The 15,050-nt window shown below is 36.9% G+C and carries 14 protein-coding genes; 6 read left to right on the forward strand and 8 right to left on the reverse strand.

Annotated features, from left to right (window positions below; all coding sequences use genetic code 11):
• Positions 1–74 precede the first annotated feature (74 nt).
• The 8 genes from CQZ96_RS09450 to CQZ96_RS09485 all read right to left on the reverse strand — a co-directional run bounded on the left by CQZ96_RS09450 (position 75) and on the right by CQZ96_RS09485 (position 9,917).
• Positions 75–530 carry a bacteriohemerythrin gene (locus CQZ96_RS09450; protein ID WP_056514616.1) on the reverse strand — a complete coding sequence of 152 codons (456 nt, stop codon included), beginning with the start codon at positions 528–530 and terminating at the stop codon, positions 75–77.
• Positions 531–1,580: 1,050 nt separating this feature from the next.
• A complete protein-coding gene (locus CQZ96_RS09455; RefSeq protein ID WP_016539214.1) occupies positions 1,581–2,429 on the reverse strand; it encodes a class II glutamine amidotransferase in 849 nt (282 codons plus the stop codon).
• 185 nt (positions 2,430–2,614) lie between these two features.
• Positions 2,615–3,400: a GNAT family N-acetyltransferase gene (locus CQZ96_RS09460; RefSeq protein ID WP_105713223.1), complete on the reverse strand. Its 786-nt coding sequence runs from the start codon at positions 3,398–3,400 to the stop codon at positions 2,615–2,617.
• Between the two features lie 175 nt (positions 3,401–3,575).
• A complete protein-coding gene (argB, locus tag CQZ96_RS09465; RefSeq protein WP_004722746.1) occupies positions 3,576–4,481 on the reverse strand; it encodes an acetylglutamate kinase in 906 nt (301 codons plus the stop codon).
• Between the two features lie 58 nt (positions 4,482–4,539).
• Positions 4,540–5,979: a phosphomannomutase/phosphoglucomutase gene (locus CQZ96_RS09470; RefSeq protein WP_105713224.1), complete on the reverse strand. Its 1,440-nt coding sequence runs from the start codon at positions 5,977–5,979 to the stop codon at positions 4,540–4,542.
• A gap of 229 nt (positions 5,980–6,208) precedes the next feature.
• Positions 6,209–6,661: a dUTP diphosphatase gene (gene dut / locus CQZ96_RS09475; RefSeq protein WP_004722748.1), complete on the reverse strand. Its 453-nt coding sequence runs from the start codon at positions 6,659–6,661 to the stop codon at positions 6,209–6,211.
• 101 nt (positions 6,662–6,762) lie between these two features.
• Positions 6,763–8,802, reverse strand: a complete 2,040-nt coding sequence (locus tag CQZ96_RS09480; protein ID WP_004722749.1) for a UvrD-helicase domain-containing protein — start codon at positions 8,800–8,802, stop codon at positions 6,763–6,765.
• Between the two features lie 464 nt (positions 8,803–9,266).
• Complete coding sequence (locus tag CQZ96_RS09485) at positions 9,267–9,917, reverse strand: OmpA family protein (protein ID WP_056514630.1); 651 nt, start codon at positions 9,915–9,917, stop codon at positions 9,267–9,269.
• A 378-nt stretch (positions 9,918–10,295) separates the two neighbouring features.
• Between CQZ96_RS09485 and CQZ96_RS09490 the strand changes: the two genes are divergently transcribed.
• The 6 genes from CQZ96_RS09490 (at position 10,296) to CQZ96_RS09515 (ending at position 14,827) form a co-directional block, all read left to right on the forward strand.
• Positions 10,296–11,213 carry an acyltransferase gene (locus CQZ96_RS09490; RefSeq protein WP_105713225.1) on the forward strand — a complete coding sequence of 306 codons (918 nt, stop codon included), beginning with the start codon at positions 10,296–10,298 and terminating at the stop codon, positions 11,211–11,213.
• A 37-nt stretch (positions 11,214–11,250) separates the two neighbouring features.
• Positions 11,251–12,300, forward strand: coding sequence for a hypothetical protein (locus CQZ96_RS09495; protein WP_004722756.1), 1,050 nt, complete (start codon positions 11,251–11,253; stop codon positions 12,298–12,300).
• A 143-nt stretch (positions 12,301–12,443) separates the two neighbouring features.
• On the forward strand, positions 12,444–13,163 hold the full coding sequence (gene minC, locus CQZ96_RS09500; protein ID WP_105713226.1) for a septum site-determining protein MinC: 720 nt from the start codon (positions 12,444–12,446) through the stop codon (positions 13,161–13,163).
• Between the two features lie 66 nt (positions 13,164–13,229).
• Complete coding sequence (minD, locus tag CQZ96_RS09505) at positions 13,230–14,042, forward strand: septum site-determining protein MinD (RefSeq protein ID WP_004722761.1); 813 nt, start codon at positions 13,230–13,232, stop codon at positions 14,040–14,042.
• A gap of 2 nt (positions 14,043–14,044) precedes the next feature.
• The gene (gene minE / locus CQZ96_RS09510; RefSeq protein ID WP_004722763.1) at positions 14,045–14,317 is read left to right on the forward strand and encodes a cell division topological specificity factor MinE; all 273 of its coding nucleotides are present in this window, start codon (positions 14,045–14,047) and stop codon (positions 14,315–14,317) included.
• 222 nt (positions 14,318–14,539) lie between these two features.
• On the forward strand, positions 14,540–14,827 hold the full coding sequence (locus CQZ96_RS09515) for a PA4642 family protein (RefSeq protein ID WP_004722766.1): 288 nt from the start codon (positions 14,540–14,542) through the stop codon (positions 14,825–14,827).
• Positions 14,828–15,050: the final 223 nt, after the last annotated feature.

A 15,050-nucleotide genomic window follows, 5' to 3' on the forward strand; every position in this document is an offset into this window, starting at 1 on the left:
TTTATCCCCTCTGAATTTTTTTAGTTAGAGAGCTGGTGATTCCCATAATTTCACAATCATAAAATGCCTGTAAATTATGAAAAAAATCTTGCAAACCAATTTTTGCCTTTTTTCTTTTCGTTTTCTTTAATGATCCCCATCATATTTAATTTTACAGCCCCTACATAATCTGCATCATCATGCTGAATATGATTAATTAACCATTTAGACAATACTTCATGCAATTCTTTTTCTATAGAATGCCCTTCTTCAAAACTGGTACGATAACTTTCGATACGTTTAATAAATAAGTCATGTACGCGTTTATGAGGAACACGGTATTTATAACCCGCTTCTTCTTGTAAGCTTTCTTCAAAGGTAAAATGGGATTGTGTATAGTCAATAATATTATCAAGAATTTGCTTAATACGAGTACGGTCCGTTGCCATACCGATTTCATCAATTTCATTGATATAATCCAAAATCCGTTTATGTTGATCGTCGATCACATCGATACCCGTATTATATTCTGGAATCCATCTCATCTTCATACGATCACCTTAAAATAATGTCTTGACCTTCAGCAACCATATTAACGGCTATCTCTCTAAATAAAAATGAACTGTATTAGTCGGGATTCATTAAAAAAACTATGAAATAAATTAAGTTATTGTTTATACTTAGATAATATTTTAATCCGCACTAAAAGAGTAAGATATTTTTTAACCAATTATTAAGTTTAAATAATTTTATTGATTGTCTATATTTATTATTTAGAATGAATAAATGATTGTGTAATCGAAAATTTTAAACAACCACTCAAATAATATTTTTATACGATCTCTCGTGATAAAAGCAAACTAAGATTATTTTTGCAAAATCACAAAAAATATTCTTTTGTGATTTTGTTATATTTTTAAATAATTTCTTTATTCAAGTGAAATTTATTTTCTATTTTTATTCCGCTTATTTCATGATTTACTCTTAAAAGAGTTGAAATATAAATTTTATCACGACAATTTTATATAATAGACTTCTTTCATAAGTCCTTTTTAAAACCATAAATCAACATAAAAGCGCCCTCATCCTAGCCTTCTCCCAAAGCGAGAAGGAACTTTCAATACCAATATGATTCATGCCACATAATCATTTTTTGATTTATGAAACAACTTTAATATTTAAACAATTATAACGATATTATTACTCATTTTTTTCAAGAGAATATGATTAAACATTATTATTTTGATTGTCTTCTGTTTGTTGTAGTAGCATCAAAATACTCCGTTAAGTATCAAAGATGACCATCCTATACAATTTAATATGAGACTTTGATCATTCAAAATAATGCGATTTACAATAAATAATTCGAAGTAATTTTTACAGGATTTAGTGAAAAAAACCCTGTAACCGAATGATAAGGAAATTGCTATCGATCTAAGATAATTCTTGCATCTATAGCTAGTACAAAAGTACCTATAAAAACCTGAATGGGCTAGTTAAATTGAATTGTTTTTTATTTTTACAATGATTTATACTTGAAAAACATGGAGTTAGCGAATAACACCTCCCCCCAATCATCATATGAATTCATTCAGATCAAACTAATATTGATCTGCCTTGGTGACTCTAACCAAACTTGGATCAGCAGCCTCACGAGCAAGTCTTTCAACATGTGTTGTTGCTGTTTTTATCACTTGACCATCTTTAAATAAAATCATCTCACCAGGTTGGTATGCGGTCCAAACTTCATTTTGAGTTAATGGCTCTGTGGTAATCACGGCAACACGATCTTCTTTTGTCGTAAATTGACTAAAATCAATATCGACATCAATATCGACCAAGCGTGCATATGTAAATGGATACTCGCGTACAATCCAATGCAGCTTCGTTGTCGCATAACTAAACAATGCTTGTCCATTGGAGAGGCAAAAATTAAAAGTGCCATATTCTGCAATTTTAGGTGAAATTTCTTCAAGCAAGGCAAATACATCATTTAAACTCGGTTCAAAATAACCAAATCTTAAAACCAGTTGTTCAAGCAAATAACAAAATGCCAGCTCACTGTCGGTACTGCCTACAGGGGTAAAACGCCCTGACAAATGTGGATGAAAGTTATGTAAATCACCATTGTGCGCAAAAATCCACTGTCTACCCCATAACTCACGAATAAAGGGGTGGGAGTTTTCTAAGGTGATTTTACCTTGAGTTGCTTTGCGAATATGCGCAATCACATTCCGTGATTTGATTGGATAGTTACGTACCAGTTCAGCAATCGGTGACAAGACTGCAGATTGATTGTCGACAAATAAACGACATGCTTTATCTTCAAAAAAGGCAATGCCAAACCCATCAGAATGATCAGAGGTTATTCCTGCACGTTGAGAAAACCCACGAAACGAAAAAGTAATATCAGTGGGAGCAGCGCAGTTCATTCCAAGCAATTGGCACATAGTGTATTCATACAACATTTTATTTATAAGAATATTGTGCATGACTACGCAGCTGCTTGCAAATCTCAATAACTGAAAATAACTGCAAACAGATGCATATTATACCCATGACCTAACCCAGATCAGCAAAATGATTTGGGTACTTTTAGGATATCAAACTCTAAGTACCCTTATTTTTCGGACACTCAGCGATTAACCATTTTGTTTAAAACAAAGTTTTTGGCAATTTCATTGACATCTAAAAAGACAAAATAATCTAAACAATTAAATGCTTCATCGTGATATGCCTGTTTCGATAAACGCGCATTCATTTTCAAATAGACATCAAACAACTTTGGAATTCGTTCATCTTGTGGAAAGCTATACTCTGGATGGCTCGGTTCAAAAGCGGGATTTGCCTTTATATCAATCGACTGTTTGGCAGTCATTTTCTTCAAATGCTGATGCGTATAGTAAGCACGTGCCTTATTGTCTTCCAAACGGATACTGACACATCCCATTAAGTGTTTTGCTTTCATTTTCCATAGCACTGTCGGAACCAAATTTAACCACAACATCGACAATGCACGTCCATTACGATAACGCGGATGTACACACGTACGGCCTATTTCCACAATATTGGATAGATGTGAAAGTTGAGAAACATCAAATTCTTGTGCGCTATAACTACGTGCAAGCTCATGCCCCTGAATCAACTTCAGACGTGTATAGGCAACAATCTCATTGCTCCATTTATCACGTAATACCGCATGCTCACAATCAAGGTCATATAAATCTTGATCTAATCCATTTTCAAATGTAATGCCAAACTGATCTGCGAATTGTACTGCACGAAATTTTTGTACTTCTTTGAGTTGTTTCAGGTCTTCAACCCATTCAAATTTATATTGTGATTGTGCTTTTTTAGGTTTTGGTAACGGTAAATTTAAGTTCTGGAAGTTCTGACGATACTGATTTAATTTTGCGAACATATTTTCGACTCCTTGAGCTTTTACTTACACTAGGCAATCCCGATGACACTTATATGACGAAAAAATGACCGTTTAAAAACACGCTATGAATGGTTAATTTGAAATAAAATCGGCAAAACAAAAAAGCCAATGTTTTACACTGGCTTTTGAAGAAAAATAATGTACTGATTAAAAATTATTTCTGAGGCTTGGCACGGTTGGTAATTAACGTTCCTACACCATGATCGGTAAAGATTTCTAAGAGTGTTGCATGAGGTACCCGCCCATCTACAATGTGCGCACTCACAACCCCACCTTTAACCGCATCTAAGGCACAACCCACTTTAGGAATCATCCCCCCGTAAATCACCCCAGTTTCAATGAGACGATCGACTTCTTGAGTACTTAGTCCAGTCAGGAGGTTTTTATTTTCATCTAAAACACCTGATATATTGGTCAATAGAATCAATTTTTCCGCGCCCAAAGCTTCTGCCACTTTACCTGCGACTAAGTCTGCATTGATATTATAAGTTTGACCGTCTTCATCTACACCTAAAGGCGCAATCACTGGAATAAAATCACTTTGGGTAAACATTTCTAAAACGTCAGTTTTAACCCCAGTCACTTCCCCAACTAGACCCAAGTCAATTTGCGTGACTGTACCATCTGCAAGTGTCTTTTCCATCAAGAGCTTTTGAGCACGCAATAAATTACCGTCTTTACCCGTTAAACCAATGGCACGTCCACCATGCTGATTAATCAGATTAACGATAGATTTATTGACGCTGCCGCCTAAAACCATCTCGACCACTTCCATGGTTGCAGGATCCGTTACCCGCATTCCATCAATACGATCAGACTCACGGCCCAACTGTTTAAGCAATGAATCTACTTGTGGACCACCACCATGTACGACAATCGGATTTAAACCTACAGTTTTGAGTAAAACGATATCGCGAGCAAATGAGCTTTCCAACTCTGGATCAGTCATTGCATTGCCACCATATTTTACAACGAGTGTTTTACCTGAAAATCGTTGAATATATGGCAAAGCCTCTGTCAATATTTGCGCTTTGTCGATGCCAGTATGCTGATGTGGCATTCGCCTCTCCTTAGTGAGCTGTAGGAATTAGACTGATGAATATGGATGATGCAAGAAATCAGTGTGCCTGTAGAATATCTTGGGCGATCATAGGATAACGATCACTGAGCATAGACGCAAATGTCTGACGAATTTCATTTAAACAATTTGGACAATCTGCATCAAAACGTACGGTAAAATATTCACCTGTATTTGATGCCCGAATAATGCCAAAACCATGCTCAAAATCAAGGCGAACACCATCGATTTTACTCAGCTCAGCACCAAATTGTTGACTGAGCTGTTCGATCTCATTCAAAACAATTTTCGGATCAGTACGGTGGGTACTAATATAAGTATCTTCAGTATAAAAACGATCTGGATAACAAGCTAAGATTTCAGACAATGTTGCTTGAGGGAAACCACATAAGTATTCCATCACACGTAAGGCAGCATATAGACCATCGTCATAACCAAGTCCACGCCCATCATTAAATACATAATGACCTGCGTACTCACCACCAAAGACAGCCTGGCCTTTTGATTGCGACATGTATTTGCGTAAAAAACTGCTACCAGTTCGAATCATCTTGGCTTGACCGCCCAAACGTTCAACCACTTGACGTACCATAGATGAACATTTCACATCAAACACAATTTCATGCTGTGGATGATCTTTTAAACACATTTGGGCAAACAATGCTAAGAGCCGATCAGCTGAAATAATATGGGCATTTTCATCCAATAAAACCACGCGATCGCCATCACCATCTAAAGCGATACCAATGTCTGCCTGATGATTGAGTACATTTTGTCGTAATAATTCTAAATGTGTGGCGTGTGAAGGATCTGGTGCATGGTCAGGGAAGTTTCCATCAGCATTACAGCGTAATGCAATCACCTCACAGCCCAATTTTTTTAAAACAAGATTGGCACAAAAGCCTGCTGAACCATTTAAGCCATCAATCACGACTTTGAGCGGTCGGGTTAAGTGAATATCTTTTAATAATGCAGATTTATAGGATAAACAAAATTCAGATTTAATTTGATGAGCCGCTGTTTGAACAAACGATCCTGTATCAAGCAATGGAAACTGCTCACTTTGCAGATAACTTTTTGCTTGAGTGCCTATGTTTTGAATCATTTCAGGAGACGGTGGCTCAAACTGCATAATCCATTTAATACCATTGTCGGTTTTTGGATTATGACTCGCTGTCACCATAATGCCATTGCCCTGCGTATTTCTTGCAGCAAAGTACAATTGTGGCGTAGCACAACACCCTATTTCAGTGACTTCAATGTCTTTATTTTGAAATACCTGTTTGATAATTTGAGCATACGCAGGACTACTTAATCGTGCATCGTATCCTAAGGTGATTTTTGATTGACCCTTTTCAATCAGTTGATCAACTAAAGCATATGCGATTGCCTGAATCAATTCAGGTGGCATCATTTCAACTTTTCCACGAATATCATAGGCGCGGAAAATCTGAAAAGGAAAATCATTCATCTTTTTCATAAGCAAAACTTCTATTTGCTTAACCCTTTATTTCGTCAGCTTAATCTCTCTAATGATAAGCAAGCAATTCATTTATATGAAAATATTTATATCGGGTCAAATGCAATATACTAAAAAACTCTTGATAATATATTCAATTTTATATACAGCGTTATACATACTTTTTGTTACAAATAAACATAATATTAAAAAAGCCTGATAAATCAGGCTTTAAAATGATGAGAAAAACTTAGTTCTTCCCAGTGTGACCAAAACCACCCGCACCACGTTCAGTCGCTTCAAATTCACTTACAATATCAAATTGCGCTTGAACTACAGGCACTAAAACATACTGTGCTAAACGCTCACCTGGTTCTAAAGTAAAGGTGGTTTGACCACGATTCCAAACAGAAACCATCAATTCGCCTTGATAATCTGAATCAATTAAGCCCACCAAGTTGCCCAATACGATCCCATGCTTATGGCCCAAGCCCGAACGTGGTAAAACCAGACCAGCAAAATTAGTATCTTCAATATAAATGGCCATACCTGTTTTAACCAACACAGTTTGACCAGGTTCAATTTGAATCGCTTCTTCTACACATGCACGTAAGTCCAAACCCGCTGAACCTGTTGTTGCATATGTTGGCATTGGCCATTCTTGACCTAAACGTTGATCAAGTACTTTTACTTGAACTTTCATATTGAAATCCTTGGTTAAATAAAGCTGTTAAAGGTGCTTTTATTTCTTCCGATCTGTTTAAAAGCAAATCGAAAGAAAAATAAAAAAACTGATTTAAAAAATTAACGTTTTAATAACGCTTTTAAGTTTTGTAAATATTGCTGTGCCTGTTGCTTAGGATCAACATTTTCAGCTAATTTTTTCTTACGACCTAACCAATCCAACTCATCTTGTGGTAATTCATCTAAGAAGCGGCTTGGGGTCATTTGTTTCATTTGCCCACCATTTTTACGCTGCTCAGCCAAAGTTAAGGTCAAACCTTGTTGTGCACGGGTAATGCCTACATACATCAAACGGCGTTCTTCTTCGATCGTTTCAGCGGCAATGGAGTTCTTATGTGGCAGAAGCTCTTCTTCTAAGCCCATAATATAAACAAATGGAAATTCCAGACCTTTAGATGCATGTAATGTCAGCAGGTTGACCTTATCAGTGTCTTCATCTTCCTGCTGCTGCTCAAGCATATCCAGCAACACCATTTTACGAATCACACTTTCAATGTTCTTTTCATCTACATCTTCAGCACGATTGATTAAGCTTTGAATACTGGTATAGAGCATCTCCACATTATCAATCTTGGTTTTTTCTTGTGCAGGCGTTGCAGCCGTTTCACGTAAATAATCGATATAGCCTGCATCATTCATCATTTGACGAATTTTAGGAACAGGTTCATCGTCATCTAACAATTCACGAGTGAAATCATTGATAAAGCCAGCAAACTCAGCCAATTGTGTGGTGGCCTTTTTCGGCATCACCATAGTTAAGCGTTGATCACTTGCCGCAGCCAACAGTGATAAATGATTTTCTTGGGCAAAAAGACCTAACTTCTCAAGTGTTACTGGGCCAATTGCACGTTTAGGCGTATTGATAATACGAAGGAAAGCACTGTCATCTTCAGGGTTAATGATGATGCGTAAGTAGCTCATCACATCTTTAATTTCTGCACGACCAAAGAAAGATTGACCACCAGAGAGCTTGTATGGAATCTGCATTTGACGTAGCTGAGTTTCCAATACACGTGCTTGGAAATTTCCGCGATACAACACCGCATAATCTTTCCAGTTTTTACCATTCATCAATTTATGCGTGAGCAGGTCTTTTACCACACGTTCAGATTCATCATCATCATTACGACAGGTGATGATTCGAATGACTTCACCATGACCTTTATCACTCCACAACTTTTTATCAAAGATATGTGGATTATTTTCAATGACATGGTTCGCGGCTTTTAAAATACGACTGGTAGAACGGTAATTTTGCTCCAGTTTAATCACTTTTAAATTGCGGAAATCTTCTTTTAGCAATGCCATATTTTCAGGCTTTGCGCCACGCCATGCATAAATGGATTGGTCATCATCACCTACAGCGGTGAACTGCCCCATCACACCGACCAATAATTTTACCAAAATATATTGCGCGGTATTGGTATCTTGATACTCATCCACGAGTAGATAGCGAACCCGGTTTTGCCAACGATCACGAACTTCTGCATTGTCTTGTAAGAGACGTGTTGGCATCACGATCAGATCATCAAAATCTACAGCGTTATAAGCACGTAAATTTCGTTCATATAATTGATACAAGTGGGCAAACTGCACATCTTCTGGTGTTTCACAAGTCGTATGTGCTTGCTCAGGCACAATCAAATCATTTTTCCAATCAGAAATTTTCTTCATGGCTTTAGCAATCAATTCTTTGCTTTCAGCACCCGATAAATTATCACGATGCATCAAGTCCATAAGAATACGCTTACAGTCATCTGCATCAAGGATTGAGAAATTATTTTTAAGTGGGGTATTTTTCAGCTCAATTCGTAATAAATTTAAACCAAAGGTGTGGAAGGTCGAAACTGAAAGTCCTTTCCCTTCTTCTTTACCCAACAACTTACCCACACGTTCTTTCATTTCACGTGCAGCTTTATTGGTAAAGGTCATTGCGGTAATTCGATGCGCAGGAATCCCACACTGCTGGACCAAATACGCAATTTTTCTTGTAATTACTGAGGTTTTACCTGAACCCGCCCCTGCAAGTACTAACAAGGGTCCTTGAGTATATTTCATGGCTTCAAGTTGCTTGTCATTCAGTTGACTTGCTTTCGACATTGTTCATCCTCTAAAAACTTCGAGCTCGATTATAGTCATCTAAAGTAGAGTTGCAAAATGCTTAATTTGAATTTTTCCAATATAAAAACCAGATAAAAATCATTTCAGTTAAATTCTGCTTTAGTTTCAAACCTTCTTATTTCAATACTCTATTTTGTTATGAGTTGTTGTTATTCAGTTGACTGGTGATCAAGTGGCGAAAGCTTAACCAAAAGCTATCACCCAAAGCCATCATAACGGATAACTCATTGCAGCAAGAAGAAAGACTGTCACCGCATCGACTTTAGTTATAATGATAAAAAACCTTAACCTCATGCTTAAACAAATTGATAAGATTTAAGCAAAAATTTGGAAAATAAAAAAAGGAATCATAGCGAACCATGACTCCTTTTCAATGCTTTCAACTCAATGCCTTCAACCAAAAAATACGTTACTTTTATTGCGATTTCTTGGTTTGTTGCATATTAGTTTGCCGCATAAATGCTGATTTCTACACGACGGTTCTGTTCACGACCCGCTGCAGTTGAGTTATCTGCGATTGGGTTTTGTGAACCATAACCTTGAGTATCAATACGGCTTTGCACGCCTTTACCTTTAAGGTAGTTTGCAACTGAGTATGCACGGTTTTGAGACAATGGAATATTGATTGAATCATTACCTGTATTATCGGTATAACCCGTAACAAGAATTACACTCTTGTTGTCTTCCATTAAAGTTTGAGCAACTTTATTTAAAGTACCGTAGAAATTCGGCTTAATTGATGACTTGTTGGTATCAAATGTAATGCTACCTGGCATAACTAAAGCTACAGAACCATCTGGATTACGGTTAACTTCTACACCAGTACCCTGCATTTGTTGGCGTAATTTCTTTTCTTTATTGTCTAAATAAAGACCAGTACCCGCACCTAAAAGCGCACCAATTGCTGCTGCACGATTGTTTTGTGCAGATGAGTTTGCATTACCACGAGACAAACCATAGCCCGCTGCTGCACCGATCAAACCACCAATAGCAGATTTGTCGTACTCCATACCACCGATGTTATTACCAGTTGATTGACAGCCAGAAAGTACTAAAGCCCCTGCTGTAAGTGTTGTAATTAATAGTGCACGCATTGCATGCCTCCAAGTTGTGTTTTTTGTTAACTTAATTTTGGTATAAAAAACAAAGTGCCACTATAGGCATTTTGTTAACAATCACGTCTTTTTTTACATTTTGTAATATTTACAATGAAATTTACAAAAGTGATCATCATAATTTATACATAGTCATTAAATGTGTCTTTTTAAATTGCATTGTAACGATTATATTTAAGGGCTGTGGACAATTCGTCTATGTTTGCGATTATGTATATTTCTGGTGATACGAGGCAACAAATACGAAATTTATTCATTCTAAATAATGATAAACATGGTTTCCAATGTCGCAACGTAGCAGTAAAAAATATCTAGTCGCTTGAACTGGCACTCACAATAAATCATTAGGACTGTTCTATGTCATCTCAACAGCAGAAGCAACCTATTTTAAAAAAAATTACGAAAGGTTTAACCGTTGGCTCAGTGATTACTGGCAGTACTTTTTTTCACGGCCCACCTGTTTTAGCTTTAGGCTTGACCAAATTATTTAAAAAGTCAAAAAAAGTGGATGAAACCAATATCAATATCACCAATAGTTGGTTAAGTGTCAATAATTGGTTGATTGATCATGTTCTTCCCGAAACACAATGGGACATTACCGTTGATGAAAACTTGGATTTAAATATGCAAGGTCGTTATTTAATGACCTGTAACCACCAAAGTTGGGTCGATACCACAGTAAACCAGTATTTTGGTCTAACCCGTATGCCACTCACCCGTTTTTTCACCAAATGGGAACTTATTTTTATACCGTTTGTCGGGCAAGCATTTAAAATTCTTGGCTTTCCAATGATGAAACGCCATACCAAAGAGCAGATTGCAAAGAATCCTGAACTGAAAACACGTGATATGGAAGAAGCACGTAAAGCCTGTGAACAGTTATTAAGCCAACCTTTCACATTGCTCAATTATCTTGAAGGGACACGCTTTACCCCAGAAAAACATGCTCAACAACAATCCCCTTTTACCAATTTACTTAAAGCTAAGGCAGGTGGACTCGCACTCGCTTTAAATATCTTAGGTGATAAGATTGACGCACTGGTGGACATGACCATTGTTTATCCAGATGGTGCACCCGGTTATGGAGAATTTTGGTTAGGTGAAGTACCACGAATTGTGGTCAATATGCGTAAAATTGAGATTCCTGAATGGGTATTGGGTGGCAATTATGAAGATGATGCAGAATATCGCGAACGCTTTCAAAACTGGGTTGATGATTTATGGACTGAAAAAGATCAACTGATTAGCGCCATAAAACAAAAATATAACCACTAACGTTCAATTGAAGAAAAAACCACAGAATAGGATGGATATGACAGAGCAAGTTCCACCACTCGAAAACAGTACAGAAACGAAAAACGATATGTCACGAGGATGGTGGATCGCTTTTGGTTATGACATCTTTATGATGTTTATCATCGTCTTCAACCTATTCTGTTTATGTGCCAACGCTTTTTTAATGAGTAATTTTGGTGACTGGCTTTTCAATGAAATTCATTTACCGCAAGTTTTACAGTATTACAAAACAGATCTGCATCCATGGGTGATTAAAACGGAAAGCTGGTTTATTACCTTTTTGATTGTTGAATTAGGCATTCGCTGGCTCATCGCAATTATCAACAAACACCATGCGCGTTGGTTTTTCTTTCCATTTATTCATTGGTACGAAATTTTAGCGATTATTCCTTATTTACGTTTTTTACGTTTAATTCGCGTCGGTATTATTGCTTATCATTTTCATGAGTTAGGTTATAAGGTTATTCCCGATAACATTCTAAAACGTGTGCTGTTTTATTATCGAGTGCTGATGGAAGAATTATCTGATCGTGTTGTGATTACAGTCATTGATGGAATTAAACAAGAATTAGACACCAGCTCAAGTCATAAAAAAATCATTCATGATTTAATTGATCATCATAGAGATCGTTTTGCACAAACTTTAGCTGAAGTCTTACAAGAGTCTTTGGCCACTGAACTAAAAGCACAAAGTCATGTGATTACCCATAATGTCGGACAGATTGTACGTCAAGCGATTGAGGACACCCCGCAATTGACCCAGTTATTGCGCATGATCCCAATTGCAGGCAGTATGATTGAAAATCAGATTCAAAATATTGGGCAACAGTTAGGTGAGAACATTACCCAAGGATTGGTTGAACCTTTTACAGAAGGCAATCTACACAATCCAAACGCGACCTATCAACTGATTTCAACCAAATTAAGCCAGTTAAATATTGAAAATCAGAAGCTTGAAGAACTGGTTGAATCTGTGGTCTATGAAAGTTTAGAATCGTTAAGGAAACAAGTGAAAGTAAAACAATGGCAGCTTGAATTAGAAAAAAATGATCAAGTAAAAGATTAAGTGATTCAAAGAATAAGCAATTCATTGAAAATATTTGTATCTTTGCTAGAGAAATCATTCAATATGTTCTAGCATTTGCCCTATTTCACAATTTTTGACGCTTAGATAGAAAATTTAGGTCACACGCCTTTTAAGGAATAATTATGGCTGATATACGGATTACAGGCAGAATGGTTAATTTTACCCGATTAACCTTCGATACTAATGATCATGATGCCATCCGCCAGCAATTAACTTCAATGATGAGTGAAACCTCTTATCAAGGGGCTTTAGTCATTATTGATAGTACAGTTGAACAAGAGCTTATTGCCCTGATTCAACTCATTATCAGTCTAGATTTACAGCCTATGGCTGTGATTGATGGTTTATTGGGTGATCAAGCACGTGCAATTCAATTTCCAGTCTTGCCTGCCGATCGTCCATTGCAACGGATTAAACCGACGAAAGAGCAAGTGGTTGAAACACCAGTAAAAGCTCCAACTGTGGCGATCCCAAATGCAAGCGTTGATACACCTAAAACATTGAGTCATATAACCTCATACCATGATGAAATTTTAAGAACTGGTCAATGCCTAGTTCAAGATCATGGGGACATCATACTGAATGCTGGCATTAACAGTGGTTCGGAAGTGATTGCTTCAGGAAATATACATATCTATGGCAGTGTTCGTGGTAGAGTCATTGCAGGCGCAGGTGGTAACACCATTGCAAGAATTTTTTGTCATTCACTAGAAGCCGAATTGGTTTCTATTGCAGGAACATATTGTGTGGCAGATGACATTCCTCAAGATGTCATTAAAAAGGCTGTACATATTTACTTGAATGACCAGCAAGAGCTAGTGTTTGAAGCTTTGCAATTTTAAGGTATAAATTAACACCATATAAAACTCGTTTAATCGGGTAAAATGACCATAACAGGAGTGGATTCGGTGGCCAAAATTGTTGTCGTTACATCAGGCAAAGGTGGCGTAGGTAAAACTACGACGAGTGCATCTTTTGCAACAGGATTAGCCCTACGTGGTCATAAAACTGTTGTGATTGATTTCGATGTGGGTTTGCGTAATTTAGATTTGATCATGGGCTGTGAACGCCGCGTGGTGTATGATTTTGTTAATGTCATCAATAACGAAGCACGCTTACAACAAGCATTGATTCGTGATAAAGATATTGAAAATCTTTATATTTTACCTGCATCACAAACCCGTGATAAAGATGCGTTGAGCGATGATGGTGTTGCTCGTGTAATCGATGAGCTTTCGCAAGAGTTCGATTATATTATTTGTGACTCACCTGCGGGGATTGAGCGTGGTGCGATTTTAGCTATGTATCATGCAGATGAAGCAATTATTGTAACAAACCCAGAAATCTCTTCTGTTCGAGATTCAGACCGTATTATCGGTATGCTCGACAGTAAGACGAAAAAAGTAGAAAACAACGAAGGGCGTGTTCGTAAGCATTTATGTATTACGCGTTTTAACCCTGAACGTGCCGATAAACAAGAAATGTTGACCATTGATGATATCTCAAAAGATATCTTACGTGTACCAACTTTAGGCGTCATTCCAGAGTGCCCTAGCGTGCTTCAGGCATCGAATGAAGGTAAACCTGTCATTCTTTACCAAGAAGCATCTGCTGGGCAAGCATATGATGATTTAGTTGCGCGTTTCTTGGGTGAGGAACGTCCTTATCGACATATTACAGTGAAACCTAAGGGTTGGTTAGCACGGTTATTTGGAGCGTAGAAATGGCAGGATTTTGGAGTAAACTTTTTAGCAATGATGACAAACCATCTAGCGCCCAAACTGCTAAAGACCGCTTAAAAGTTATTGTTGCTTCTGAAAACGGTTTGGGCAAACGTTTAAGCCAAGACAAGATTGACCAAATGAAGAAAGAAATTATGCAAGTGGTTAATCGTTATGTCCGTGGTGTGGATGAACAGCATATTCAAATGCAAGTTCGTTCTGAAGCCAACATTGAAATGTTGGAAATGAATATCAATTTACCTGAAGAACGATAATTTCATTATTGATTAGTCAAGTGAATTGATTCAGGGCAAAATATAGGGCAGAGTCAAAAAGCATTGCTTTTACTCATGCAATATATTTTGCCCTTTTTATTTTAGATTTTTTTCAGCTAAATATTGTATTTATCCTTATTAAACAAAAGCTCAATAAGGTTTATATAATGCTGCAAATCAATCATTTGATTTAGAATTATTTTATTTTGAGGAGATGCTGTTATGGCACTTTCACAGCCAGCAACGTTCAATGAAGAATGGTCAGACGAGCGTGTATTTGCCTATTTAGATCAACTTCCTCCTGAAGGTACTAATACAGATTTTCATGTACTTTATCACGCATTTAAACATATGCGCCCGTTTGACTATGAACGTTTGTTGACCAAATTTGTTGCTGATGGTCGAGACATCAATGCAACTAATCCTGAAGGTCAACGTATTCATGATGTGATCGCAGAATATCCGCGTCAAAAAGAAGGTTTCTTAGACGTATTGGCAAAGTTTGCTTAACAACTAAATACGCGAATAACACGATACAACTCAATATTGTTAATCAATAAATGCCTGATGAATTTCATTGGGCATTTTTATTTTATATAGCCCTCTTTTTCTCAATGTATATCTCAAAATTCTCAAACGTATCCTCATCACTATTGAATACAATGATTTAAATACTTATACACATCAACATGAATAAATAAACTTTTATAGAGCCACACTATTTCATTCAGTC

The organism is Acinetobacter sp. MYb10 (assembly GCF_002980175.2).
GTDB lineage: Bacteria > Pseudomonadota > Gammaproteobacteria > Pseudomonadales > Moraxellaceae > Acinetobacter > Acinetobacter guillouiae.

Excerpts from the sequence above, each read along its gene's own strand:
- CQZ96_RS09450 (WP_056514616.1), bottom strand. The coding sequence starts at position 530 with ATGAAGATGAGATGGATTCCAGAATATAATACGGGTATCGATGTGATC.
- CQZ96_RS09480 (WP_004722749.1), bottom strand. The coding sequence starts at position 8,802 with ATGTCGAAAGCAAGTCAACTGAATGACAAGCAACTTGAAGCCATGAAA.
- CQZ96_RS09515 (WP_004722766.1), top strand. The coding sequence starts at position 14,540 with ATGGCACTTTCACAGCCAGCAACGTTCAATGAAGAATGGTCAGACGAG.
- CQZ96_RS09495 (WP_004722756.1), top strand. The coding sequence starts at position 11,251 with ATGACAGAGCAAGTTCCACCACTCGAAAACAGTACAGAAACGAAAAAC.
- minC (WP_105713226.1), top strand. The coding sequence starts at position 12,444 with ATGGCTGATATACGGATTACAGGCAGAATGGTTAATTTTACCCGATTA.
- dut (WP_004722748.1), bottom strand. The coding sequence starts at position 6,661 with ATGAAAGTTCAAGTAAAAGTACTTGATCAACGTTTAGGTCAAGAATGG.
- CQZ96_RS09485 (WP_056514630.1), bottom strand. The coding sequence starts at position 9,917 with ATGCGTGCACTATTAATTACAACACTTACAGCAGGGGCTTTAGTACTT.
- CQZ96_RS09470 (WP_105713224.1), bottom strand. The coding sequence starts at position 5,979 with ATGAAAAAGATGAATGATTTTCCTTTTCAGATTTTCCGCGCCTATGAT.
- CQZ96_RS09455 (WP_016539214.1), bottom strand. The coding sequence starts at position 2,429 with ATGTGCCAATTGCTTGGAATGAACTGCGCTGCTCCCACTGATATTACT.
- minE (WP_004722763.1), top strand. The coding sequence starts at position 14,045 with ATGGCAGGATTTTGGAGTAAACTTTTTAGCAATGATGACAAACCATCT.
- CQZ96_RS09490 (WP_105713225.1), top strand. The coding sequence starts at position 10,296 with ATGTCATCTCAACAGCAGAAGCAACCTATTTTAAAAAAAATTACGAAA.
- CQZ96_RS09460 (WP_105713223.1), bottom strand. The coding sequence starts at position 3,400 with ATGTTCGCAAAATTAAATCAGTATCGTCAGAACTTCCAGAACTTAAAT.
- argB (WP_004722746.1), bottom strand. The coding sequence starts at position 4,481 with ATGCCACATCAGCATACTGGCATCGACAAAGCGCAAATATTGACAGAG.